This window comes from Streptomyces sp. NPDC050439, from assembly GCF_040655335.1.
In the GTDB taxonomy this organism is placed as follows: Bacteria; Actinomycetota; Actinomycetes; order Streptomycetales; family Streptomycetaceae; genus Streptomyces.
This window is the reverse complement of sequence record NZ_JBFAJT010000003.1, coordinates 908,854-932,091: the sequence shown is the minus strand read 5'-3', so window position 1 is coordinate 932,091 and position 23,238 is coordinate 908,854. Positions and strand designations below refer to the sequence as shown.

At 71.7% G+C, this 23,238-nt stretch carries 20 protein-coding genes; 17 read left to right on the top strand and 3 right to left on the bottom strand.

Annotated elements, in window-relative coordinates; translation table 11 throughout:
• Nucleotides 1–263: 263 nt before the first annotated feature.
• Nucleotides 264–2,087, top strand: a complete 1,824-nt coding sequence (locus AB0I66_RS17245; RefSeq protein WP_363208724.1) for a SpoIIE family protein phosphatase — start codon at nt 264–266, stop codon at nt 2,085–2,087.
• 64 nt (nt 2,088–2,151) lie between these two features.
• Nucleotides 2,152–3,384, top strand: a complete 1,233-nt coding sequence (gene hemW / locus AB0I66_RS17240) for a radical SAM family heme chaperone HemW (protein ID WP_363208642.1) — start codon at nt 2,152–2,154, stop codon at nt 3,382–3,384.
• Between the two features lie 308 nt (nt 3,385–3,692).
• On the opposite strand, the gene AB0I66_RS17235 is transcribed toward hemW, so the two are convergent.
• Entirely contained in the window at nt 3,693–4,514 is an 822-nt protein-coding gene (locus tag AB0I66_RS17235; protein ID WP_363208641.1) for a DUF3097 domain-containing protein, read from the bottom strand.
• A gap of 34 nt (nt 4,515–4,548) precedes the next feature.
• Entirely contained in the window at nt 4,549–5,292 is a 744-nt protein-coding gene (locus AB0I66_RS17230) for an MBL fold metallo-hydrolase (protein ID WP_363208640.1), read from the bottom strand.
• Nucleotides 5,293–5,493: 201 nt separating this feature from the next.
• Here AB0I66_RS17230 and hrcA point away from each other — a divergent pair, with 201 nt between their 5' ends.
• The 15 genes from hrcA to AB0I66_RS17155 all read left to right on the top strand — a co-directional run bounded on the left by hrcA (nt 5,494) and on the right by AB0I66_RS17155 (nt 21,743).
• Nucleotides 5,494–6,510 (top strand): heat-inducible transcriptional repressor HrcA, encoded by a 1,017-nt coding sequence (gene hrcA, locus AB0I66_RS17225; protein WP_351160429.1) that lies wholly within the window; start codon nt 5,494–5,496, stop codon nt 6,508–6,510.
• Nucleotides 6,511–7,647: a molecular chaperone DnaJ gene (gene dnaJ / locus AB0I66_RS17220; protein ID WP_249589974.1), complete on the top strand. Its 1,137-nt coding sequence runs from the start codon at nt 6,511–6,513 to the stop codon at nt 7,645–7,647. It begins immediately after the preceding gene.
• Between the two features lie 225 nt (nt 7,648–7,872).
• The gene (locus AB0I66_RS17215) at nt 7,873–8,970 is read left to right on the top strand and encodes a nitronate monooxygenase (RefSeq protein WP_363208639.1); all 1,098 of its coding nucleotides are present in this window, start codon (nt 7,873–7,875) and stop codon (nt 8,968–8,970) included.
• The gene (locus tag AB0I66_RS17210) at nt 8,967–9,716 is read left to right on the top strand and encodes a 16S rRNA (uracil(1498)-N(3))-methyltransferase (protein WP_363208638.1); all 750 of its coding nucleotides are present in this window, start codon (nt 8,967–8,969) and stop codon (nt 9,714–9,716) included. The genes AB0I66_RS17215 and AB0I66_RS17210 overlap by 4 nt, the downstream gene beginning before the upstream one ends.
• A gap of 79 nt (nt 9,717–9,795) precedes the next feature.
• On the top strand, nt 9,796–10,398 hold the full coding sequence (locus AB0I66_RS17205; RefSeq protein ID WP_363208637.1) for a hypothetical protein: 603 nt from the start codon (nt 9,796–9,798) through the stop codon (nt 10,396–10,398).
• A 51-nt stretch (nt 10,399–10,449) separates the two neighbouring features.
• A complete protein-coding gene (locus AB0I66_RS17200) occupies nt 10,450–13,668 on the top strand; it encodes a S41 family peptidase (RefSeq protein ID WP_363208723.1) in 3,219 nt (1,072 codons plus the stop codon).
• Nucleotides 13,669–13,723: 55 nt separating this feature from the next.
• The gene (locus AB0I66_RS17195) at nt 13,724–14,077 is read left to right on the top strand and encodes an HIT domain-containing protein (RefSeq protein WP_363208636.1); all 354 of its coding nucleotides are present in this window, start codon (nt 13,724–13,726) and stop codon (nt 14,075–14,077) included.
• Nucleotides 14,078–14,099: 22 nt separating this feature from the next.
• Nucleotides 14,100–15,008 (top strand): ribonuclease Z, encoded by a 909-nt coding sequence (locus AB0I66_RS17190; RefSeq protein ID WP_363208635.1) that lies wholly within the window; start codon nt 14,100–14,102, stop codon nt 15,006–15,008.
• A gap of 13 nt (nt 15,009–15,021) precedes the next feature.
• On the top strand, nt 15,022–16,023 hold the full coding sequence (locus AB0I66_RS17185) for an adenosine deaminase (protein WP_363208634.1): 1,002 nt from the start codon (nt 15,022–15,024) through the stop codon (nt 16,021–16,023).
• Nucleotides 16,024–16,051: 28 nt separating this feature from the next.
• Nucleotides 16,052–17,257: a macrolide family glycosyltransferase gene (locus AB0I66_RS17180; protein ID WP_363208633.1), complete on the top strand. Its 1,206-nt coding sequence runs from the start codon at nt 16,052–16,054 to the stop codon at nt 17,255–17,257.
• An 18-nt stretch (nt 17,258–17,275) separates the two neighbouring features.
• Nucleotides 17,276–18,379 carry a PfkB family carbohydrate kinase gene (locus AB0I66_RS17175; RefSeq protein ID WP_363208632.1) on the top strand — a complete coding sequence of 368 codons (1,104 nt, stop codon included), beginning with the start codon at nt 17,276–17,278 and terminating at the stop codon, nt 18,377–18,379.
• Between the two features lie 150 nt (nt 18,380–18,529).
• Nucleotides 18,530–19,573, top strand: a complete 1,044-nt coding sequence (locus AB0I66_RS17170) for a PhoH family protein (RefSeq protein ID WP_363208631.1) — start codon at nt 18,530–18,532, stop codon at nt 19,571–19,573.
• A 13-nt stretch (nt 19,574–19,586) separates the two neighbouring features.
• Nucleotides 19,587–20,084: an rRNA maturation RNase YbeY gene (gene ybeY / locus AB0I66_RS17165; protein ID WP_363208630.1), complete on the top strand. Its 498-nt coding sequence runs from the start codon at nt 19,587–19,589 to the stop codon at nt 20,082–20,084.
• 4 nt (nt 20,085–20,088) lie between these two features.
• Nucleotides 20,089–21,390, top strand: a complete 1,302-nt coding sequence (locus tag AB0I66_RS17160; RefSeq protein WP_363208629.1) for a hemolysin family protein — start codon at nt 20,089–20,091, stop codon at nt 21,388–21,390.
• Nucleotides 21,387–21,743 (top strand): MmcQ/YjbR family DNA-binding protein, encoded by a 357-nt coding sequence (locus tag AB0I66_RS17155; RefSeq protein ID WP_363208628.1) that lies wholly within the window; start codon nt 21,387–21,389, stop codon nt 21,741–21,743. The genes AB0I66_RS17160 and AB0I66_RS17155 overlap by 4 nt, the downstream gene beginning before the upstream one ends.
• Here AB0I66_RS17155 and AB0I66_RS17150 read toward each other — a convergent pair.
• Complete coding sequence (locus tag AB0I66_RS17150; RefSeq protein ID WP_363208627.1) at nt 21,740–23,158, bottom strand: MFS transporter; 1,419 nt, start codon at nt 23,156–23,158, stop codon at nt 21,740–21,742. The two genes, AB0I66_RS17155 and AB0I66_RS17150, sit on opposite strands and share 4 nt — an antisense overlap.
• Between the last annotated feature and the right edge of the window lie 80 nt (nt 23,159–23,238).

The following is a 23,238-nucleotide window of genomic DNA, read 5'->3' as shown; positions in this document are numbered from 1 at the left end:
GGTGCCGGAATCCGACCGTAACCGAGCGCGGGCATAGCACTGTTATCACTCATAGCGGCCCACTTCAGTAACTCGGTGCTTATGGGCGTGGCCAGTCTGTCACTCTGTCCGTGTCGCCTGAGGCGTATTCGACCGAACTGCTCAGGAGCCGAAACGTGGGGTCCATTCCGATGCAACGGGAGACCACTTTCCGTGCGTCCGCCCAGCCGGGGTACCAGCCCGGCCCGCCGGCGGTGGTGTGCACATCGCTGCCCGGAAATCCGATGGCGCCCGCCGCCGCACGAAGGTTCGTGCGCGCCGCGCTCGCCGACTGGGTCGAACTCTCCGTGCCCGCCGCCGCGGGCGTCACCGACCGCCTCGCGGACGACGCCGTGCTGCTGGTCAGCGAGCTCGTCACGAACGCCGTCGTGCACGCGGGCACGACGGTCGATCTGGTGTGCAGGCTCGACGAGGCGGGCCTCGGGGAGAACTGCGACACCCTGGTCATCGAGGTCTCCGACCACCACCCCGCCCGCGCGGTCCGCAGCGAGCCCGCGCCCCAGCAGCCCGGCATGCCCGAGTACGGCCGCGGCCTCCAGCTCGTCGCCACCCTCTCCGACTCCTGGGGCATCACCTACCGCACCGGCACCAAGGCCGTCTGGGCCCGCCTCCCCGTCGGCGACGTACAGGCCGGGCAGACCGGACAGGAGATCGAGTCGTACGCGAGTGAACAGGCGGCGCAGCGGGGTCTGCGCGCCGCCGAGATCCTCGCGCCGCTGCCCAGACGGATCACGCATGACACGGAGTGGGTCAACCGCGGCGCGCTCACCTTCCTCGCCGAGGCCTCCGATCTGCTCGCAGGACAGTTCGACGAGGACCTGGTGGCCGCGCTCGCCGGGCAGCTGCTCGTGCCGCGGCTCGCGGACTGGTGCGCGGTCTGGCTCGACGACGAGGCGGAGGTCGCGCCGCACGGCTCCGCGAGCGGCGGCACCGGCTCCCGGCTCGCCCGCGTCTGGCACACCAGCGAGCAGCGGATAGAGGAACTGCGCCGCAGCCTGGAGAAGGACCCGCCCCAGCTGCCCGACGAGGTGGGCTCCGGCGCCGTCCCCGTGCCCTGGCCCGGCGAGACGTCGGCGGGAGACGCGAACGGCACGGCCCTGGCGTACCGCCTCACGGCGGGCGGTCGTGTGCTGGGCACGCTCATCATCGGGCGGGCCGGGATGATGCGCTTCGCGGACGAAGTCACCGGCCTCATCGAGGACTTCAGCCGCCGCGTCGCCCTGGCCATCAGCGCGGCGCGGCGCTACCAGCGCCAGGCCACCATCAGCCAGGTCCTGCAGCGCGGACTCCTGCCGAGCTCCGTCGCGGACATCCCCGGTGTGAGCAGCGGCGTCGTGTACGAGCCGCGGGACAAGGGCGGGCCGGGCGGCGACTTCTACGACGTGTTCCAGGCGGGCAAGGGCCGCTGGTGCTTCGCGCTCGGCGACGTCCAGGGCAAGGGCGTCGAGGCGGCCGTCGTGATCGGCCTCGCCCGGCCCTGGCTGCGGCTGCTCGCCCGTGAGGGGTACGAGGTCGCGGAGGTGCTCGACCGTCTCAACCAGCTCCTCCTCGACGACGCCACGGAGGCGGCGGACGCGGCGGCGGCGGTCGTCGCGGTGGCGGGCGGCCAGGGCGTGCCGCCCGACGGGGCCACCTCCCGCTTCCTCTCCCTCCTCTACGGCGAGCTGGTGCCCATGGACGACGGCGGCGTCCGCTGCACGGTGGCCAGCGCGGGGCACCCCCTGCCGCTCCTCCTCTCCCCGGACGGGACGGTCCGGGCGGCGGCCACGCCCCAGCTGCTGCTCGGCGTCGTCGACGACGCGACGTACAAGAGCGAGACCTTCGAGCTCCGCACGGGCGACACGATGCTCTGCGTCACGGACGGGGTGACGGAGCGGCGTACGGGCCGGCGCATGTTCGACGACAGCGACGGCCTCGCCACGGCCCTCGCCGGTTGCGCGGGCCTCGACGCGACCCTGGTGGCAGAACGGATCAAGCGCCTGGTGCACGAATTCTCGGAGCGGCCGCCGGATGATGATTTGGCGGTGCTTGTGCTGCAGGCGCAGTGAGGTGGTGTGCGGGTGAGACGCGCTGGCGGCGCTCGGGTCCTCCGGGGTGCGGGACAATCGGGGTATGCCTTCCGCACTGCCCGATGGTGAGCCCATGCCCGAGGACGGGGCCCTGCCCGCGTCCGCCCTCGCGGGTGCGGGGTCGCGTCCGCTCGGTTTCTACCTGCATGTCCCGTACTGCGCCACGCGCTGCGGGTACTGCGACTTCAACACCTACACCGCGACCGAGCTGCGCGGCTCCGGCGGTGTGCTCGCCTCGCGCGACAACTACGCGGACACCCTGATCGACGAGGTGCGGCTCGCCCGGAAGGTGCTGGGGGACGACCCGCGCCCGGTGCGGACCGTCTTCGTCGGGGGCGGCACGCCGACCCTCCTCGCCGCGGCCGACCTGGTCCGCATGCTGGGGGCGGTGCGCGACGAGTTCGGGCTCGCGGACGACGCGGAGATCACCACCGAGGCGAATCCGGAGTCCGTCGACCCGGCCTACCTGAGCGAGCTGCGGGCCGGCGGCTTCAACCGCGTCTCCTTCGGGATGCAGAGCGCCAAGCAGCACGTACTGAAGGTGCTGGACCGTACGCACACCCCCGGCCGGCCCGAGGCCTGCGTGGCGGAGGCGCGGGCGGCAGGCTTCGAGCACGTCAACCTCGACCTCATCTACGGCACGCCGGGCGAGACGGACGACGACTGGCGGGCCACGCTTGACGCGGCGATCGGGGCCGGACCCGACCACGTCAGTGCCTACGCGCTGATCGTCGAGGAGGGCACGCAGCTGGCGCGGCGGATTCGGCGCGGGGAGGTGCCCATGACGGACGACGACGTGCACGCGGACCGGTACCTGATCGCCGACGAGGTCCTCGGGGGCGCCGGATTCTCCTGGTACGAGGTGTCCAACTGGGCCACGTCCGATGCCGGGAGGTGCCTGCACAACGAGTTGTACTGGCGTGGGGCCGACTGGTGGGGGGCCGGGCCGGGGGCCCACAGCCACGTGGGGGGCGTGCGGTGGTGGAACGTCAAGCATCCGGGGGCTTATGCGGGGGCGCTGGGCGCTGGGCGCTCGCCTGGGGCCGGGCGGGAGATTCTTGCCGCTGAGGATCGGCGGGTGGAGCGGATTCTGCTGGAGCTGCGGCTGCTTGAGGGGTGTCCGTTGACCCTCCTCCGTCCCGCCGGCCTTGCGGCGGCGGGGCGGGCTCTCGCGGATGGGCTCCTTGAGGCGGGGCCCTATGGGGAGGGGCGGGCCGTGCTTACCCTGCGGGGGCGGTTGTTGGCGGATGCGGTGGTGCGGGATCTGGTGGACTGATCGGCTGGGGTTCGGGCTTGCCCTGCGGGGCTCTCCCCAATCCCGCCCCTTCCCGAAACTGGGGCTCCGCCCCAGACCCCGGTCCTCAAACGCCGGACGGGCTGGAAATACCTGCCCCCGGGCGGGCAACCACGGGGCAATCGGGTGGGTGGGTGGGGAAAATCCGCCGCGAAGCGGCGGTCCTGTTCGGACGTGCAGATGGCGGGGTCCCGGGTCCGGGTGGGACAGGCTGCGGGCAATCGGGTGGGTGGGTGGGGAAAATTCGCCGCGAAGCGGCGGGAATGTTCGGGGCCGCAGGCCGCCGTACGCTATTCCGCCGTGACGAAGTCGATCAGTTCCTCCACGCGGCCCAGCAGCGCCGGCTCAAGATCGCGGTAGCTGCGCACCGAGCCCAGGATCCGCTGCCACGCGGCGCCCGTGTTGAGGGGCCAGCCCAGCGCCTCGCAGACGCCCGTCTTCCAGTCCTGGCCGCGGGGGACCCGGGGCCACGCCGCGATCCCCACCGACGACGGCTTCACCGCCTCCCACACGTCGATGTAGGGGTGCCCCACCACCAGGGCCGAAGGGGAACTCACCTGCGCCGCGATCCGTGACTCCTTCGAGCCGGGCACCAAGTGGTCCACCAGGACGCCCAGGCGCGCGTCGGGCCCGGGGGAGAACTCCTCGACGATCCCCGGGAGGTCGTCGATGCCCTCCAGGTACTCGACGACCACGCCCTCGATCCGCAGGTCGTCGCCCCACACCCGCTCGACCAGCTCCGCGTCGTGCCGTCCCTCGACGTAGATCCGCCCGGCACGGGCGACCCGGGCACGCGCCCCCGGCACGGCCACCGAACCCGATGCGGTACGCGTGGCACGTACCGGAGTGGAGGCAGCGGACGAAGGGCGGACCAGCGTCACCGTCCGGCCCTCCAGGGCGAAGGCCCCCGGCGTCATGGGAAAGACGCGGTGCTTGCCGAAGCGGTCCTCCAGGGTCACCGTCGGACCCTCCGCCGTCTTCTCGCAGCGGATCACCGCCCCGCAGAACCCGGTGCTCAGCTCCTCCACCACGAGGTCCGCCTCCGCGGCGACCTCCGGCACGGGCTTCGGCTTCTTCCACGGGGGAGTGAGGTCTGCGGAGTACTGGCGCATTCGCATGACGATAAGAGAAGCGGCGTACGAGCGGCTACGACACGCCGAAGCGAGCCGCCAGTGTGGCGCGTTGCGCGCGGACAAAAGCCGCATCGACCACCGCGCCGTGCCCCGGCACGTACAGCGCGTTCTCGCCGCCCAGGTCAAGCAGCCGGTCGAGCGCCGCCGGCCACCGCGTCGGGACCGCGTCGGGTCCGGCCTGCGGTTCGCCCGACTCCTCGACCAGGTCGCCGCAGAAGACGATCTCGGGGGTGTCACCCGTGCCGGGCACCAGGACCGCCAGGTCGTGGCCCGTATGACCCGGCCCGACGTTCGCGAGCAGGACCTGCACCCCACCGCCCAGATCCAGCGTCCACTCCCCGCACACCGCGTGACGCGTGCGGACGAGCAGGTCGGCCGCCTCCGCCGCGGCGTCCGGGGCGACCCCGTGTCGCACGGCGTCGGCGCGCAGCTCGTCGCGTCCCCTCGCGAGCAGCGCGTCGAGCCCGACCGCGCCGTACACCTCGACCCCCGCGAACGCCGCGGCGCCGAGAACGTGATCGAAGTGCGGATGCGTCAGGGCGAGATGGGTGACCCGGCGGCCCCCGCCGAGGATGCCGCGCGCCTGGTTGCGCAGCTCCGCTCCCTCGCGCAGCGTCGCGCCCGCCTCGATCATCAGCGCCGATTCGCCGCCGACGACCAGGCCCGCCGTACAGTCCCAGACCGGCAGGCGCCTGCGTCCCACATGCGGCGCGAGCCGCTCCCAACCCGCCTCGTCCCAAGCCAGTGCCACGTCCATGCAGCCGACGCTAGCCCCGCGCGGGCGGCTTGGCAGCCGTCGCCCCGGCCGTCGGGCCGACATAGGGTCCGGCCCTTGCCGGGCCCGTACCTCGCAGCCGTACACTGGGCGCGGTGCAGGCTGGCACTCACCTGCGGGGAGTGCCAGGCAAGGCCGCGGGGCAGACGGGTCCCAGGGCGAAAAGGTGGAGGTGTTGCGCGGATGCTCAGTGAACGCAGGCTCGAGGTGCTGCGTGCCATCGTCCATGACTACGTCGGCACCGAGGAGCCCGTCGGCTCCAAGGCGCTCACCGAGCGGCACAGCCTCGGGGTCTCGCCGGCCACCGTCCGCAACGACATGGCGGCGCTGGAGGAGGAAGGGTTCATCGCCCAGCCCCACACCAGCGCGGGCCGTATCCCGACCGACAAGGGGTACCGCCTCTTCGTCGACCGGCTCGCGGGCGTCAAGCCGATGGCGGCCCCTGAGCGCAGGGCCATCCAGAACTTCCTCGACGGCGCCGTCGACCTCGACGACGTCGTGGCGCGCACGGTGCGGCTGCTCGCGCAGCTGACCCGGCAGGTCGCGGTCGTGCAGTATCCGTCCCTCACGCGGTCGACGGTGCGGCACGTGGAGCTGCTCTCGCTGGCTCCCGCCCGCCTGATGCTCGTACTGATCACGGACACGGGCCGGGTGGAGCAGCGCATGATCGACTGCCCCGCCCCGTTCGGCGAGACCTCGCTCGCGGACCTGCGGGCGCGGCTCAACAGCAGGGTCGCGGGCCGTCGCTTCGCGGACGTGCCGCAGCTCGTGCAGGACATGACGGAGTCCTTCGACGCGGAGGACCGCGGCACGGTGGCGACGGTGCTCTCGACACTCCTCGAAACTCTTGTCGAGGAGACCGAGGAGCGGCTGATGATCGGCGGAACGGCCAACCTCACCCGCTTCGGACATGACTTTCCCCTCACCATCAGGCCCGTCCTGGAGGCTCTTGAGGAGCAGGTCGTCCTGCTCAAGTTGCTTGGCGAGGCCACGGATTCGGGCATGACCGTACGGATCGGTCACGAGAACGCCCATGAGGGACTCAGCTCTACGTCCGTGGTCTCCGTCGGCTACGGTTCGGGCAGCGAGGCAGTAGCCAAACTCGGCGTGGTCGGCCCGACCCGCATGGACTATCCGGGAACGATGGGAGCAGTACGCGCAGTGGCACGTTACGTCGGACAGATCCTGGCGGAGTCGTAAGTGGCCACGGACTACTACGCCGTACTAGGCGTGCGCCGCGACGCTTCCCAGGACGAGATCAAGAAGGCCTTCCGGAGGCTTGCGCGAGAGCTTCACCCGGACGTCAATCCGGATCCGAAGACTCAGGAGCGCTTCAAGGAGATCAACGCCGCGTACGAGGTGTTGTCGGACCCGCAGAAGAAGCAGGTCTACGACCTCGGCGGTGACCCGCTGTCCCAGGCGGGCGGCGGTGGTGCGGGCGGTTTCGGGGCCGGTGGCTTCGGCAACTTCTCGGACATCATGGACGCGTTCTTCGGGACGGCGTCGCAGCGTGGCCCCCGGTCGCGCACGCGCCGTGGCCAGGACGCCATGATCCGGCTCGAGATCGACCTGGACGAGGCGGCCTTCGGGACCACCAAGGACATACAGGTCGACACGGCGGTCGTCTGTACGACCTGCAGCGGTGAAGGTGCCGCGCCGGGGACGTCCGCGCAGACGTGTGACATGTGCCGCGGTCGCGGCGAGGTGTCGCAGGTCACGCGGTCCTTCCTCGGCCAGGTCATGACGTCGCGGCCGTGCCCGCAGTGTCAGGGCTTCGGCACGGTCGTGCCCACCCCCTGCCCGGAGTGCGCCGGCGACGGCCGCATCCGGTCGCGGCGGACGCTGACCGTGAAGATCCCCGCAGGTGTCGACAACGGCACGCGGATCCAGCTCGCGGGCGAGGGCGAGGTCGGCCCCGGCGGCGGCCCCGCCGGCGACCTGTACGTGGAGATCCACGAGTTGCCGCACGCCGTGTTCCAGCGGCGCGGGGACGATCTGCACTGCACGGTCACCATCCCCATGACGGCCGCGGCTCTGGGCACCAAGGTGCCCCTGGAGACGCTGGACGGCCTGGAGGAGGTCGACATCCGGCCCGGCACGCAGTCCGGCCAGTCGGTGCCGCTGCACGGCAGGGGCATCACGCACCTGCGGGGCGGCGGACGAGGTGACCTCATCGTGCACGTCGAGGTCCTCACGCCGAGCAAGCTGGACGCGGAGCAGGAGCGGGTCCTGCGGGAGCTTGCGCAGCTGCGCGGCGAGGAGAGGCCCACGGGGCAGTTCCAGCCGGGACAGCAGGGTCTGTTCTCGCGTTTGAAGGATGCGTTCAACGGGCGCTAACGCCTTTTACGGGCGAGGCGCCTTGAGCGGTGCCTTTCCTGCGCCCCCGGTAGCGGTTCGCCCGTGCCGGGGGCGCTTCGCTGTCTGTCCGCGGGCTGTCCTGGGTTGCTCGCGCAGTTCCCCGCGCCCCTTACGGGGCGCTCCTGGTCGTGCCGGGTGACGGGTGGGTGGGTGGGGAAGTCCCCGCGATTCGGCCCCCCGGCCAGGAAGTGGCACGATGCGTTCATGCCCACCGCACTGACCGATCTCTGCCGCCTTCCGATCGTGCAGGCCCCCATGGCGGGAGGCGCCTCGTGCCCCCAGCTCGCCGCGGCCGTCTCCGAGGCCGGGGGGCTCGGATATCTCGCCGCCGGATACAAAACCGCCGACGGGATGTACCAGGAGATCAAACAGCTGCGGGGGCTCACGAGCCGGCCGTTCGGCGTGAACCTGTTCATGCCGCAGCCCGAGTACGCCGATGCCGCCGCCGTCGACGTCTACCGCAACCAGCTCGCCGGTGAGGCCTCCTGGTACGAGACGCAGCTCGGCGACCCGGACAGCGGCCGCGACGACGGCTACGACGCCAAGCTGGCGATCCTCGTCGAGGACCCGGTGCCGCTGGTGTCGTTCACCTTCGGCTGCCCCACCCGTGACGTCTTCGACGCCTTCGCGCGGGTCGGCACCATCACCGTCGCCACCGTCACCTCGCCCGAAGAGGCGCAGACCGCCCAGTGGTCGGGCGCCGACGCCGTGTGCGTACAGGGCATCGAGGCGGGCGGCCACCAGGGCACGCACCGCGACAATCCCGAGACGGACGGCGCGGGGCTCGGTCTCCTCTCGCTCATCGCGCAGGTGCGCGACACCGTGCAGATCCCGGTCGTCGCGGCCGGCGGCCTGATGCGCGGCTCGCAGATCGCCGCGGTGCTCGCGGCCGGCGCGGACGCCGCGCAGCTCGGCACGGCCTTCCTGGTCTGTCCCGAGTCGGGCGCGAACGCCCTGCACAAGCAGGCCATGACCAACCCGCTGTTCACCCGGACCGAGCTGACCCGCGCGTTCTCGGGACGCCCCGCGCGCGGCCTGGTCAACCGCTTCATGCGGGAGCACGGGCCCTACGCCCCCGCCGCCTACCCCCAGGTCCACCACCTCACCAGCGGTCTGCGCAAGGCCGCGGCCAAGGCCGGTGACGCGCAGGGCATGGCGCTGTGGGCGGGGCAGGGTCACCGCATGGCGCGGGAGCTTCCCGCCGGGCAGCTCGTGGAGGTCCTCGCGGCCGAACTGGCCGAGGCCAAGGCGGCGTTGGCGGCCGGAGGGCAGCAGGGGACCCAGTCCGGGAGCCAGGCGTGACCGCGCCGGTCTTCGTCGTCGAGACCTTCGAGGGCCGTGCCGGGGGTGGCGAGCGACGCTACGTGCTCGACGGTCCCGAAGGGCGCCACGCCGTCTCCGTGAAGCGGCTGCACGCAGGTGAGGACGTCGTCCTGACCGACGGGGCCGGGCGCTGGGCCGACTGCGTGGTCGAGGACACCGAGGGCAAGGACCGGCTGATCCTGCGGATGGACGCCGTACGGGAAGAGGCGCCGCAGGAGCCCCGCATCACCGTCGTACAGGCCCTGCCCAAGGGTGACCGCGGTGAACTCGCCGTCGAGACCATGACGGAGACCGGTGTCGACGCGATCGTGCCGTGGTCCGCGTCGCGCTGCATCACGCAGTGGAAGGGCGAGCGCGGGCTCAAGGCGCTCGGCAAGTGGCGTGCCACGGCCCGCGAGGCGGGCAAGCAGTCGCGCCGGGTGCGGTTCCCCGAGGTGGCGGAGGCCATGTCGACCAAGCAGGTGGCGGCGCTGCTCGCGTCCGCCGACCTCGCCGCGGTCCTGCACGAGGAGGGCAGCGAACCGCTGGCCACGGCTGATCTCCCCGCGGCCGGGCACATCGTCCTGGTGGTCGGCCCCGAGGGCGGCGTGTCACCGGACGAGCTCGCGGCCTTCGCGGACGCGGGGGCGAAGCCGTACCGCCTGGGGCGCAGCGTGCTGCGTACGTCGACCGCGGGGACGGCGGCGGCCGCACTGCTCCTGGGACGCACGGGCCGCTGGTCCTGAACTCCCGCGCCGGGTGCCCCCGGAGTTTGGACGCAAAGGGGACTATCGTCAGGCGGCTCGGGGTGGCACTCTGCCGCCTATGGGGGCATTGAGGCGCTTACGTGATCGTGCGGTGGTCGTGCGCGGGCGGCGTCGGCGGGTGTGGGGCGCCGTCGGGTTCGCGGGGGCGGCGGTGATCGGGGTCGCCGCGTGTGATCCGGTCGACGGCGGCATGAACACCGCGGCCATCGCGATCACCACGGACGAGATGGCGACCAAGGAGCTGGAGCGGCAGCATCTCGACGTGCTGTGGATCAGCTGCACCGCCCGCTACAAGTCCCGGGTCACACCGTCCAGCGGCTCCCCGGACCGGGACGCCGTCGCCACCGTCGACTGCCAGGGCCAGGCCAAGACCGGCAAGGGCTCCGACGACACCAGCGACATCACCGTCAAGGGCTCCGTGTGGTCCGTCGTCGACGGGCACTGCGTACGCGGCAACCTCACCGCCAAGGTCGACGGCAAGCAGTGGTTCCGGGTGGACGTGCTCGGCGACTGCTCCGGGGGCGACGAACCGGAGCAGCCGGAGGAACCGGACCAGCCGGACCAGCCGGACCAGCCGGATGAGCCCGACCAGCCGCCCGCCGCGACCGTCACGGTGACCGTCACGCCCCATCCGAGCTGCTCGTGCATCAGGGGCAAGTGATCCAAAACCCTGTCCGGCTCCGCCCGCGCTGCCTAGGCTGGCTGGGTGACACTGACTGGGCACTCTGCGTATCTCCGGTTTCCCCATCTGCGCGGCGAGTTGGTCGCCTTCACCGCCGAGGACGACGTCTGGGTCGCGCCCCTCGACGGCGGCCGGGCGTGGCGCGTCAGCGCCGACAACACACCGGTGAACCACCCCCGCGTCTCCCCGGACGGAACGACCGTCGCCTGGACCTCCACGCGTGACGGCTCCCCCGAGGTGCATGTCGCCCCGGTCGACGGCGGGCCCTCCAAGCGCCTGACGCACTGGGGCAGTTCACGCACCTCGGTGCGCGGCTGGACCCCGGACGGGCGGGTCCTCGCGGTCAGCACCGCCGGCCAGGCCTCGCTGCGCCGCAGCTGGGCACGGGCCGTCCCGCTGGACGGCGGGCCCGCGGACACGCTGCCGTACGGACTCGTGGGAGATGTCGCGTACGGCCCCCGGGACGGCCAAGTCCTGCTGCTCTCCGCGCCGATGGGGCGCGAGGCAGCCTGGTGGAAGCGCTACCGCGGCGGCACCGCGGGCAAGCTCTGGATCCGGCGCGGGGGCGCGGGTGACGAGGAACGCTTCGTACGCGTCCATGAAGAGCTCGACGGGAACATCGAGTACCCCCTGTGGGTGGGTGAGCGCATCGCCTTCCTCTCCGACCACGAAGGCGTCGGCGCCGTCTACTCCTCGCTGCCCGACGGCTCCGATCTTCGGCGGCACACCGATGTCGAGGGCTTCTACGCCCGGCACGCTGCGACCGACGGCGCCCGCGTCGTGTACGCGTGCGCGGGTGAACTCTGGCTCCTCGACGACCTGGTGGACGCCGCGCCCCGTCGCCTCGACGTCCGTCTCGGCGGCCAGCGCACCGATCTCCAGCCGCACCCCGTCAGCGCCTCACGCTGGTTCGGCGCCGCCGCTCCCGACCACACCGGACGGGGCAGCGCCGTCTCCGTGCGCGGCGGCGTGCACTGGGTGACGCACCGCGAGGGGCCCGCCCGCGCGCTCGCCGCCGAGCACGGGGTACGCGCACGGCTGCCGCGCACGTTCCGTGTCGACGGCGAGGAACACGTCGTCTGGGTGACGGACGCGGAGGGCGACGACGCGCTCCAGTTCGCACCGGCCACCGGCCTCGCACCCGGCGCCACCCCACGCAGGATCGCCGCCGGGCAGCTGGGCCGGGTGCTCACGCTGGCCGTGGCGCCCGACGGCAGCCGGGCCGCCGTCGCCTCGCACGACGGCCGGGTGCTCCTCGTCGAGCGGGAGAGCGGTGAGGTGCGGGAGGTCGACCGCGGCGAGCACGGGGACGCCACCGGGCTCGTCTTCTCGCCGGACTCGGCCTGGCTCGCGTGGTCGCACCCGGGGCCCAGTCCGCTGCGGCAGCTGAAGCTGGCGAACACGGCGGATCTCTCGGTGTCCGAGGCGACGCCGCTGCGGTTCCGCGACTACGCGCCCGCGTTCACCCTCGACGGCAAGCATCTCGCGTTCCTGTCCGCGCGGGCCTTCGACCCCGTCTACGACGAGCACGTCTTCGACCTCGCCTTCGTCGGCGGATCGCGGCCCCACCTCATCACGCTGGCCGCCACCACGCCCTCGCCCTTCGGGCCGCAGCGGCACGGGCGGCCCTTCGAGGCGCCCGACAAGGACGAGACCCCGGACAGCGAGGGCTCGCCCGTCACCCGCATCGACCTCGACGGTCTCGCCGACCGCATCGTGCCGTTCCCGGTCGAGGCCGCCCGGTACTCGACGCTGCGGGCCGCCAAGGACGGCGTCCTGTGGCTGCGCCACCCCGTGCGCGGCGTCCTCGGCGCGTCCCGGGCCACCCCGTCCGACCCCGACCCGCAGACCGAGCTCGAACGCTACGACCTCGTGCAGCAGCGCATCGAGGAACTGGCCTCGGACGCCGACCACTTCGCCGTCAGCGGGGACGGCAAGCGGGTGCTGCTGTGGGCCGACGGGAAGCTGAAGGTCGTGCCGAGCGACCGGCGTGCCTCCGGCGACGAGAGCTCCGACTCGAACATCACCGTCGACCTCACCCGGGTCCGGCAGACCGTCGATCCGGCCGCGGAGTGGCGGCAGATGTACGACGAGGCCGGGCGCCTCATGCGGGACAACTTCTGGCGGCCCGACCTGGGCGGGATCGACTGGGACGGCGTCCTCGACCGGTACCGTCCGGTGCTCGGCCGGGTGGCCACGCACGACGACCTCGTCGACCTGCTGTGGGAGGTCGCCGGGGAACTCGGCACCTCGCACGCGTACGTCATGGGAGGCGGGGGACGGGGGAGTTCGGCGGTACGGCAGGGGCTGCTCGGTGCTGATGTATCCCCGGGCGCGGACGGGGCGTGGCGCATCGACCGCATCCTGCCCTCCGAGACCTCCGACCCCTCCGCCCGCTCGCCGCTCGCCGCACCCGGGGTCGCGGTGCGCGCCGGGGACGCCCTCCTTGCCGTCGCGGGGCGGCCGGTCGATCCGGTGACGGGTCCCGGACCGCTCCTCGTGGGCACGGCGGGGAAGCCGGTGGAGCTGACGGTGTCGCCCGCGGGCGGGGGCGACCCGAGGCACGCGGTGGTGATCCCCGTCGACGACGAGGAGCCGCTGCGGTACCACGCCTGGGTCGTGGACCGGCGTGCGTACGTCCACGAGCGGTCGGGCGGCCGGCTCGGATACCTCCATGTGCCGGACATGCAGGCTCCCGGCTGGGCGCAGATCCACCGTGATCTGCGGGTGGAGGTGGCCCGGGACGGTCTGGTGGTGGACGTTCGGGAGAACCGTGGCGGGCACACGTCGCAGCTGGTGGTGGAGAAGCTGGCCCGCAAGATCGTGGGCTGGGACCTGCCGCGGGGTGCTCAGCCCTTCAGCTATCCGGCGGACGCGCCACGCGGGCCCGTCGTCGCCGTCGCCAACGAATTCTCCGGCTCCGACGGGGACATCGTGAACGCGGCGATCAAGGCGCTGGGGATCGGACCCGTGGTGGGGACGCGGACGTGGGGCGGCGTCATCGGCATCGACAGCCGGTACCGCCTCGTGGACGGCACGCTGGTGACCCAGCCCAAGTACGCGTTCTGGCTGGAGGGCTACGGCTGGGGCGTCGAGAATTACGGGGTCGACCCGGACGTGGAGGTGGTGACGACCCCGGAGGACTACGCCTCGGGCCGGGACCCACAACTGGACGAGGCGATCCGCCTGGCTCTGGCTTCCCTGGAGACGACACCCCCCAAGACGGCACCGGAGCTGCCGGGGTCCTGACGTCGCCGGATAGCATGCCCAGGGACCGATGAAGAGCGAGGACCGGAGGCTCCGCATGGCGGGCGAACCGCAGGCTGACTGCCTGTTCTGCAAGATCGTCGCGGGGGACGTGCCCGCGACCCTCGTCAGGGAGACGGACACGACGGTCGCCTTCCGGGACATCAACCCGCAGGCCCCCACTCACGTACTGATCATCCCCAAGGCGCACTACCCGGACGCCGCGGCCCTCGCCGCCGCCGAACCCACCATCGCCGCCGACGTCCTGCGGGAGGCCGCCGAGGTCGCCGCCGAGGAGAAGGCGGAGAGCTACCGCATCGTCTTCAACACCGGCACCGGCGCCGGCCAGACCGTCTTCCACGCGCACGCCCACGTCCTCGGCGGACGCGGCCTGCAGTGGCCTCCGGGATAACGGGACAACGGGATAACTGACCTTGTCCGTACGTGAACTGGTGGTCCTCGGCACCGCGAGCCAGGTCCCCACCCGGCACCGCAACCACAACGGGTACGTCCTGCTCTGGGACGGGCAGGGCATCCTCTTCGACCCCGGCGAGGGCACGCAGCGCCAGATGCTGCGTGCCGGGGTCGCCGCGCACGACCTGCACCGGATCTGCGTCACGCACTTCCACGGCGATCACTCGCTGGGCCTGCCGGGAGTCATCCAGCGCATCAACCTGGATCGCGTCCCGCACGACGTGACCGTGCACTTCCCGCGCTCCGGGCAGCACTTCTTCGACCGGCTCCGGTACGCCACGGCCTACCGCGAGACCGTCTCCCTCGTCCAGGAGCCCGTGGCGGACGACGGACCCCTGGCCGTCACCCCCTCCTTCACGCTCGACGCCGTCAGGCTCTCGCACCCCGTCGAGTCCTTCGGCTACCGCATCACCGAGCCCGACGGCCGGCGGATACTCCCGGAGCTGCTCGCCGCGCGCGGCATCGCGGGACCCGACGTGGGCCGCCTGCAGCGGGAGGGCTCGCTGCGGGGCGTCACGCTCGACGAGGTGAGCGCGGTACGGCGGGGGCAGAAGTTCGCCTTCGTGATGGACACCCGCCTCTGCGACGGCGTCCACACGCTCGCCGACGGCTGCGACATGCTCGTCATCGAGTCCACCTTCCTGGACGAGGACGAGCAACTGGCCCGCGACCACGGGCACTTGACCGTGGGGCAGGCCGCCCGGGTCGCCGTGGACGGCGGCGTCCGGCATCTCGTGCTGACCCATTTCAGCCAGCGCTACCCCGACCCCGGCGTCTTCGAGCAGCAGGCCCGGGACGCGGGATTCGACGGTGAACTCACCGTCGCCAAAGACCTGCTGCGTGTACCTCTGCCCAAACGAACCACCTGAGTGAGCCGCCGCCATGCCCCTTCCCAAAGCCGAACTCCACCTCCACATCGAGGGGACGCTCGAACCCGAGCTCGCTTTCTCCCTCGCCGCCCGCAACGGCGTCACGCTCCCGTACGCGGACACCGAAGAGCTCCGCAAGGCCTACCTCTTCGATGACCTGCAGTCTTTCCTCGACCTGTACTACGGCCTCATGGCCGTCCTGCGGACCGAGGCGGACTTCGAGGAGCTCGCCGACGCCTATCTGGCGCGAGCGGCCCAGCAGGGCGTGCGGCACGCGGAGATCTTCTTCGACCCGCAGGCGCACATGACGCGCGGCGTCGCCATCGGCACCGTGATCGAAGGGCTCGGGCGCGCCCTCGACCGCAGCGTCGAGCGGCACGGGATCTCGACCAAGCTCATCATGTGCTTCCTGCGTGACGAGTCCGCCGAGTCCGCCCTGGAGACGCTGGAGGCGGCCAAGCCCCACCTGCACCGCATCATCGGCGTCGGTCTCGACTCCGCCGAGGTCGGCCACCCGCCCGCCAAGTTCCGCGAGGTGTACGAGGCGGCGGCCGCGCTCGGCCTGCGCCGGGTCGCGCACGCGGGCGAGGAGGGCCCGCCCGCGTACATCACGGAGGCCCTGGACGTCCTGGGCGTCGAGCGCATCGACCACGGGCTGCGCTGCATGGAGGACCGGGAGCTGGTGGAGCGGCTCGTGAGCGAGCGGGTGCCGCTCACGCTCTGCCCGCTGTCCAACGTCCGGCTGCGCGCCATCGACGTACTCGAGGAGCATCCCCTGGTGCGGATGATGGACGCCGGGCTGCTGTGCACGGTCAACTCCGACGACCCCGCGTACTTCGGCGGCTATGTCGACGACACCTTCCACGCCGTACGCGAAGCCCTCGCGCTCGACCAGGAACGGCTGCGGGAGCTCGCGCGGAACTCCTTCGAGGCGTCCTTCCTCGACGGCAGTGCGCAGGACGAGGAGTTGCGGGCGCGGTATCTCGCCGAGGTCGCGGAATATTCCTTCGACTGATCGCGGAGGGCGGGCCTACGGTTCGCCCATGCATCCTCGAACCCCCCGCCGCCCTGCCCATGTCGCCATGGTCGGTGTCCCGATGGTCAGCCATGTGCTGCCCGGCCTGGAGATCATCCGCGAACTCGTGGCGCGTGGCCACCGGGTGACGTACGCGAACGACCCGGCGACCCGTGAGCTGATCGAGCCCACGGGCGCCGAACTCGTCCCGTGCACCTCGAAGTTGCCGTTCAAGGAGAACGTGTGGCCCGAGGACCCGATCGCCGCCAGCGGTCTGTTCCTCGACGACGCGATGTCGGTGCTCCCGCAGTTGCGCGCGTTCTACGACGACGACCCCGCCGACCTGTATCTGTACGACATCGGTGCGTACGTCGCCCGCGCGCTCGCCGAGGCGCAGGGACGGCCGTTCATGCAGCTCTCGCCCACCTTCGTGTCCTGGGACGGCTACCAGGAGGAGGTCGGGGCGCAGTTGAAGCAGCTCCCCGGGGCCGCCGAACTGCAGGCGCGGTTCGGGGAGTGGCTCGCGGAATGCGGGGCCACGACCCTGGACGTCGACACCTTCTCGGGGACGCCGGACCACGCCGTGGCCACGATTCCCCGTGCCATGCAGCTCTTCGCCGACCGGGTCGACCCCAAGCGGGTCGCCTTCGTCGGGCCGTGTTTCGGCGACCGCTCGGCGCAGGGCGGCTGGCAGCGGCCCGAGGGCGCCGAGAAGGTGCTGCTCGTGTCGCTGGGCTCCGCCTACACGCAGCAGCCCGAGTTCTACCGGCGCTGCGTGGAGGCGTTCGGCGGGCTCGCCGGTTGGCACGTGGTGCTGCAGATCGGCAGGCACGTGGACCCCGCGGAGCTCGGCGAGGTGTCGGGGAACGTGGAAGTGCGCTCGTGGGTACCGCAGTTGGCGATCCTGGAGCAGGCCGACGCGTTCGTCACGCACGCGGGCATGGGCAGCAGCAGCGAGGGGCTCCACAGCGGGGTGCCGATGATCGCCGTGCCGCAGGGGGCCGAGCAGCCGCTCAACGCGGACCGGCTCGTGGAGCTGGGGGTCGCGCGGCGGATCGACACGGCCGACGCGACGCCGGACGCGTTGCGCCGCGCGCTGCTCGACCTGACCTCCGACCCCGAGGTCGCGGCCCGGGTCGCCCGGCTGAAGGCGGAGGTGCGGGCCGAGGGCGGCACGGCCCGGGCGGCTGATCTCGTCGAGGCGGAGCTCGGCGTTCGGCCTCCGGTGGCCTGAATCCGTTACGTTGCCTGCATGGTCGTACCTCTCAAACCCAGCATCGACCCGCTCAAGGGAGCCCGCAGAGCAGGCGATCCGCCCTGCGACGTGTTCCTCACCGGCACGGTCTTCCTCGACATCATCTTCACCGGGCTCGACTCCGCGCCCGTGCGCGGCACCGAGTCCTGGGCGCGCGGCATGGGGTCGAGCCCCGGCGGCGTCGCCAACATGGCGACCGCGCTGGCCCGGCTCGGCCTGCGCACGTCACTGGCGGCGGCGTTCGGGGACGACCACTACGGCGAGTACTGCTGGGACGCGCTCGAACAGGGCGAGGGCATCGACCTCGCGACGTCACGCACCGTGCCCGGGTGGCACTCGCCGGTGACCGTCTCCATGGCGTACGAGGGTGAGCGGACCATGGTCAGCCACGGGCACGAGCCGCCGCCCGACGCCGGATCGGCGGACGGCGGCGCCCCGACCTGCCCGCCACGCGCGCGTGCCGCGGTCGCCTCCCTGACGCCCGGCACGCGCGCGCCGTGGATCGCCGAGGCCGCACGCACCGGCACGCGGATCTTCGCCGACGTCGGGTGGGACGACACCGGGCGCTGGGACCTGGCGGGGCTCGGGGACCTGCGGCACTGCGAGGCGTTCCTGCCGAACGCGGAGGAGGCCATGCGGTACACGCGCACCCAGTGCCCCCGGGCCGCCGCACGTGCGCTGACCGAACACGTGCCGCTCGCCGTGGTGACGCTGGGTGCCGAAGGGGCGTACGCGGTGGACGGGCGGACCGGCGAGACCGCCGAGGTTCCGGCCATCGCGGTCGAGGCGCTCGATCCCACCGGGGCCGGTGATGTCTTCGTGGCGGGCTTCGTGACCGGCACCCTCGCCGGGTGGCCCCTCGCGGACCGGCTCGCCTTCGCGGGGCTCACGGCGGCGCTCTCCGTGCAGGAGTTCGGCGGCTCCCTCTCGGCGCCGGGCTGGGCGGAGGTCGCCACGTGGTGGCGGACCGTGCGGGAGGTCGACGACCAGGACCCCGTGGCGCTGCGCAGGTACGGGTTCCTGGAGGGCCTGCTTCCGGAGGCCACGCGTCCGTGGCCGCTGCGGCGCGCGGTGCCCACGATCGGGTTCCGGTCGGCGTAGCTCCAGCCCGAAAATCGCACAGTCGTGCGTGACCGGAGTGGAAAAGCCCTACGGCGGTGACAGTGGTGCGTCGTACTCTTGGCAGTGCAAGGCTGTCGAGCGGCCACCAAGCCCCGCATGAGGAGGATGAGCAGGCCTAAGTGCCGGCCCATGACTCAGACACCCACAGCTCCTACCCCTGCCCAGGGCCAGTCGCGAGCACACTTCACCGTCCCGGCCCACCATCCGATGGTGACGGTGCTCGGCTCCGGAGACGCCCTGCTGCGCGTGATCGAGAAGGCCTTCCCGGCGGCCGACATCCATGTCCGGGGCAATGAGATCAGCGCTGTCGGTGACGCCCATGAAGTCACCCTCATCCAGCGCCTTTTCGACGAGATGATGCTGGTGCTCCGCACCGGTCAGCCGATGACGGAGGACGCAGTGGAACGCTCGATCGCCATGCTCAGGGCGGACGAGGCCGGAGAGGGCGACGGCCAGGAGACCCCGGCCGAGGTCCTCACGCAGAACATCCTCTCGTCCCGCGGCCGCACGATCCGCCCCAAGACGCTCAACCAGAAGCGTTACGTCGACGCCATCGACAAGAACACCATCGTCTTCGGCATCGGCCCCGCGGGCACCGGCAAGACCTACCTAGCCATGGCCAAGGCCGTGCAGGCCCTCCAGGCCAAGCAGGTCAACCGCATCATCCTGACCCGCCCCGCCGTCGAGGCCGGCGAGCGGCTCGGCTTCCTGCCGGGCACGCTCTACGAGAAGATCGACCCGTATCTGCGGCCGTTGTACGACGCGCTGCACGACATGCTCGACCCCGACTCGATCCCCCGCCTGATGGCGGCGGGCACCATCGAGGTGGCGCCGCTCGCGTACATGCGCGGCCGCACCCTGAACGACGCGTTCATCATCCTCGACGAGGCACAGAACACCAGCGTCGAGCAGATGAAGATGTTCCTCACCCGCCTCGGCTTCGAGTCGAAGATCGTGATCACGGGCGACGTCACCCAGGTCGACCTGCCGAACGGCACCAAGTCGGGTCTGCGCCAGGTCCAGGACATCCTGGAGGGCATCGACGACGTGCACTTCTCGCGGCTCACGTCCCACGATGTCGTCCGGCACAAGCTCGTCGGCCGTATCGTCGACGCGTACGAGAAGTACGACGACAGCCAGCAGAGTCAGCAGAACAAGAAACACGGGAAGTAGCGGAAGCCGCACCATGTCGATCGACGTCAACAACGAATCCGGAACCGAGGTCGACGAGCAGGCGATCCTCGACATCGCCCGCTACGCCCTCGCGCGGATGCGCATCCACCCGCTCTCCGAGCTCTCGGTGATCGTCGTGGACGAGGACGCCATGGAGCAGCTCCACATCCAGTGGATGGACCTGCCGGGGCCGACGGACGTCATGTCCTTCCCCATGGACGAGCTGCGCCCGCCGGCCAAGGACGAGGAGGAGCCCCCGCAGGGCCTCCTCGGCGACATCGTGCTCTGCCCCGAGGTCGCCACCAAGCAGGGCAAGGAAGCGCCCACGGAGCACTCCATGGACGAGGAGCTGCAGCTGCTCACCGTTCACGGGGTGCTGCACCTCCTTGGGTACGACCACGAGGAGCCGGACGAGAAGGCCGAGATGTTCGGCCTCCAGGCGGCCATCGTCGACGGCTGGCGCGCCGAGAACGGCCTGACCGGCCCCTCTCCGGCGCCCACGGTCTCGTAGGCCCATGAGTTTCCAGCTGATCGCGGGCGCCGTCGCCCTGGTCGTCGTCGCCTGGCTCGCCGCCTGCGCCGAGGCGGGCATCGCCCGCACCTCCAGCTTCCGGGCGGAGGAGGCGGTCCGCTCCGGGCGGCGCGGCAGCGCGAAGCTCGCGCAGGTCGCCGCCGACCCCACCCGCTATCTGAATGTGGCGCTGCTCGTACGGGTGGCGTGCGAGATGGCGGCCGCGTCCCTCGTGACGTACGCCTGCCTGAACGAATTCGCCGAGACATGGGAGGCGCTGGCCGTCGCCATCGCGGTGATGGTCCTCGTGTCGTACGTGGCGGTGGGCGTCTCGCCGCGCACCATCGGCCGCCAGCACCCGCTCAACACGGCCACCGCCGCCGCGTACGTCCTGCTGCCGCTGGCCCGCGTCATGGGCCCGATCCCGCCGCTCCTGATCCTCATCGGCAACGCGCTCACGCCCGGCAAGGGCTTCAGGCGCGGCCCGTTCGCCTCCGAGGCCGAGCTGCGCGCGATGGTCGACCTCGCCGAGAAGGAATCCCTCATCGAGGACGACGAGCGCCGCATGGTGCACTCCGTCTTCGAGCTCGGCGACACCCTCGTCCGCGAAGTCATGGTGCCCCGGACGGACTTGGTCGCGATCGAGCGCTTCAAGACCATCCGCCAGGCGCTCACCCTCGCCCTGCGCTCGGGTTTCTCCCGCATCCCCGTGACCGGGGAGAGCGAGGACGACGTCGTCGGCATGGTCTACCTCAAGGATTTGGCCCGCAAGACGCACATCAACCGCGACAGCGAGTCGGATCTGGTGTCGACGGCCATGCGCCCGGCGACGTTCGTGCCCGACACGAAGAACGCGGGCGACCTCCTGCGCGAGATGCAGCAGGAGCGCAACCACGTCGCCGTCGTCATCGACGAGTACGGCGGCACGGCCGGCATCGTCACCATCGAGGACATCCTGGAAGAGATCGTCGGCGAGATCACCGACGAGTACGACCGTGAGCTGCCGCCCGTCGAGGAACTCGACGACGGCTGCTACCGCGTCACCGCACGCCTCGACATCGGCGACCTCGGCGAACTCTTCGGGCTCGACGAGTTCGACGACGAGGACGTCGAGACGGTCGGCGGCCTGCTCGCCAAGGCGCTCGGCCGGGTGCCGATCGCCGACGCGTCCGCGCTCGTGCCGCTGCCGGACGGCCGTGAGCTGCGGCTCACCGCGGAATCCGCGGCCGGGCGGCGGAACAAGATCGTGACGGTGCTCGTGGAGCCGCTCGCGCCCGCGGGCGCGGAGAAGGAGACCCCGGGGTGACACCGCAGGAGCTGCGCACGTTCTGCCTGTCGTTCAACGACGCGGTGGAGGAGTTTCCGTTCAGCCCCGAGATCTCGGTGTTCAAGGTCGCGGGCAAGATGTTCGCGCTGACCTTCCTGGACGCCGAGCCGCTGACCGTGAACCTGAAGTGCGAGCCCGACATGGCGGTCCAGCTGCGGGACGCCCACCCGGAGATCGTGCCGGGGTGGCACATGAACAAGCGGCACTGGAACACGGTGACGGCCGACGCCGAGCTCCCGGACGCGATGGTCCGGGAGCTGGTCGAGGACTCGTACGACCTGGTGGTGGCCGGTCTCCCGAAGGCACAGCGCCTGCGGCTCGACCGGCCCTAGGCGGTACGCCGGACGCGCAGGCCCGTCGCCACCAGGGCCGCCGTCACCAGCAGGACCGCGGCGTCGATCATCAGCACCGTCCGCGTCCCCGCCAGGAGATCCGTGTTCGTGGTCGCCAGGACGCCCAGGAGCGGGATGCCGATCGTGATGCCCACCTGCTGGGTGGACGTCACCAGGCCCGTGGCCAGGCCCTGCTCCTCGTCCGGGACACCCGAGGTGACGGTCACGCCGTACGAGATGATCGCGCCCAGGTGGAACATGCTCGCCACCGAGACGCCCGCCGTGGCGAGCCACACCGACCAGGAGCCCTCGTCGATGCCGAGCAGCGTCGCGATGAACAGGCCCTGGCCGAGCAGCGAGACGACGAGCGTGCGACGCGCCCCGAAGCGGCTGATGACCTTGGGCGCGTAGATCCCGGCGACCACCGAGAGCACGCCCTGCACGCCGAAGACGAGCCCGGTCCGGAAGGCGGAGAGCTCCAGCACCTCCTGCAGATACAGGGTGAGGACGAAGATGACCGCCGACATCATCGAGAAGGTGACGAGCCCGCCCAGATTGCCCCACGCCACCGTCCGCCGCCGCAACATGGGGAGGGAGACCAGCGGAGAGGTGGCACGCGACTCGACGTAACCGAAGGCCGCGAGCAGCAGCACGCCCGCGACGAGCGTGACGATTACGTCCGCGCCGCCGAAGCCACGCTCGGCGGCCGTGGAAAGCGCGTAGATCAGGGCGAGCAGGCCGCCCGTGACGGTGACCGCGCCGGGGATGTCGAGGCGGGGGCGGTCCGGGGTGCGGGACTCGGGCAGGAGGCCCGGCGCCAGCGGCAGCACGATCAGCACGAAGAGGGTCAGCAGGCCCATCGTGGAGCGCCAGCCGAGCGTGTCGGTGAGTACGCCGCCCAGGACCATGCCGATCGTGAAGCCGAGCGAGAGCAGCGTGCCGGATATGCCGAGCGCCCGGTCACGCTGCGGACCTTCCGGGAACGTCGTGGTGAGCAGGGACATGCCGGTCGGCACGATGGCCGCCGCGCCCACGCCCTGCAGCGCGCGCCCGGCGAGGAAGGACGCCGGGTCCCAGGCGAAGGTGGCGAGGAGCGAGGCGAGGCCGAAGAGCGCGAGGCCGCCGACGAACAGCTTGCGGCGGCCGAACAGGTCGCCGGTGCGGCCGAAGAGGAGCAGGAAGCCGCCGGAGGGCAGGGCGAACGCGGTCACCGCCCACTGCAGCGCGGACTGACTCATGCCCAGGTCGGCGCCGAGCACGGGCAGCGCCACGTTCAGCACGGAGAAGTCGAGCGCGACCATGAACTGGGCGGCGCAGAGCACGAAGAGGACGAGTCTGTCGCGGGGGGAGAGCTTGGGTGCTTGAGGGGCGGGGACCGTGGTGGACGGGGGAGCGGTGGTGGTGTCGATCGCCATGGCAATGAGCTTCGGGCGTCCGGAATACCCGTGGGGAGCGGGAACTTATGCTGGTGGTCGTACCACCAGGCAGGGGGAGT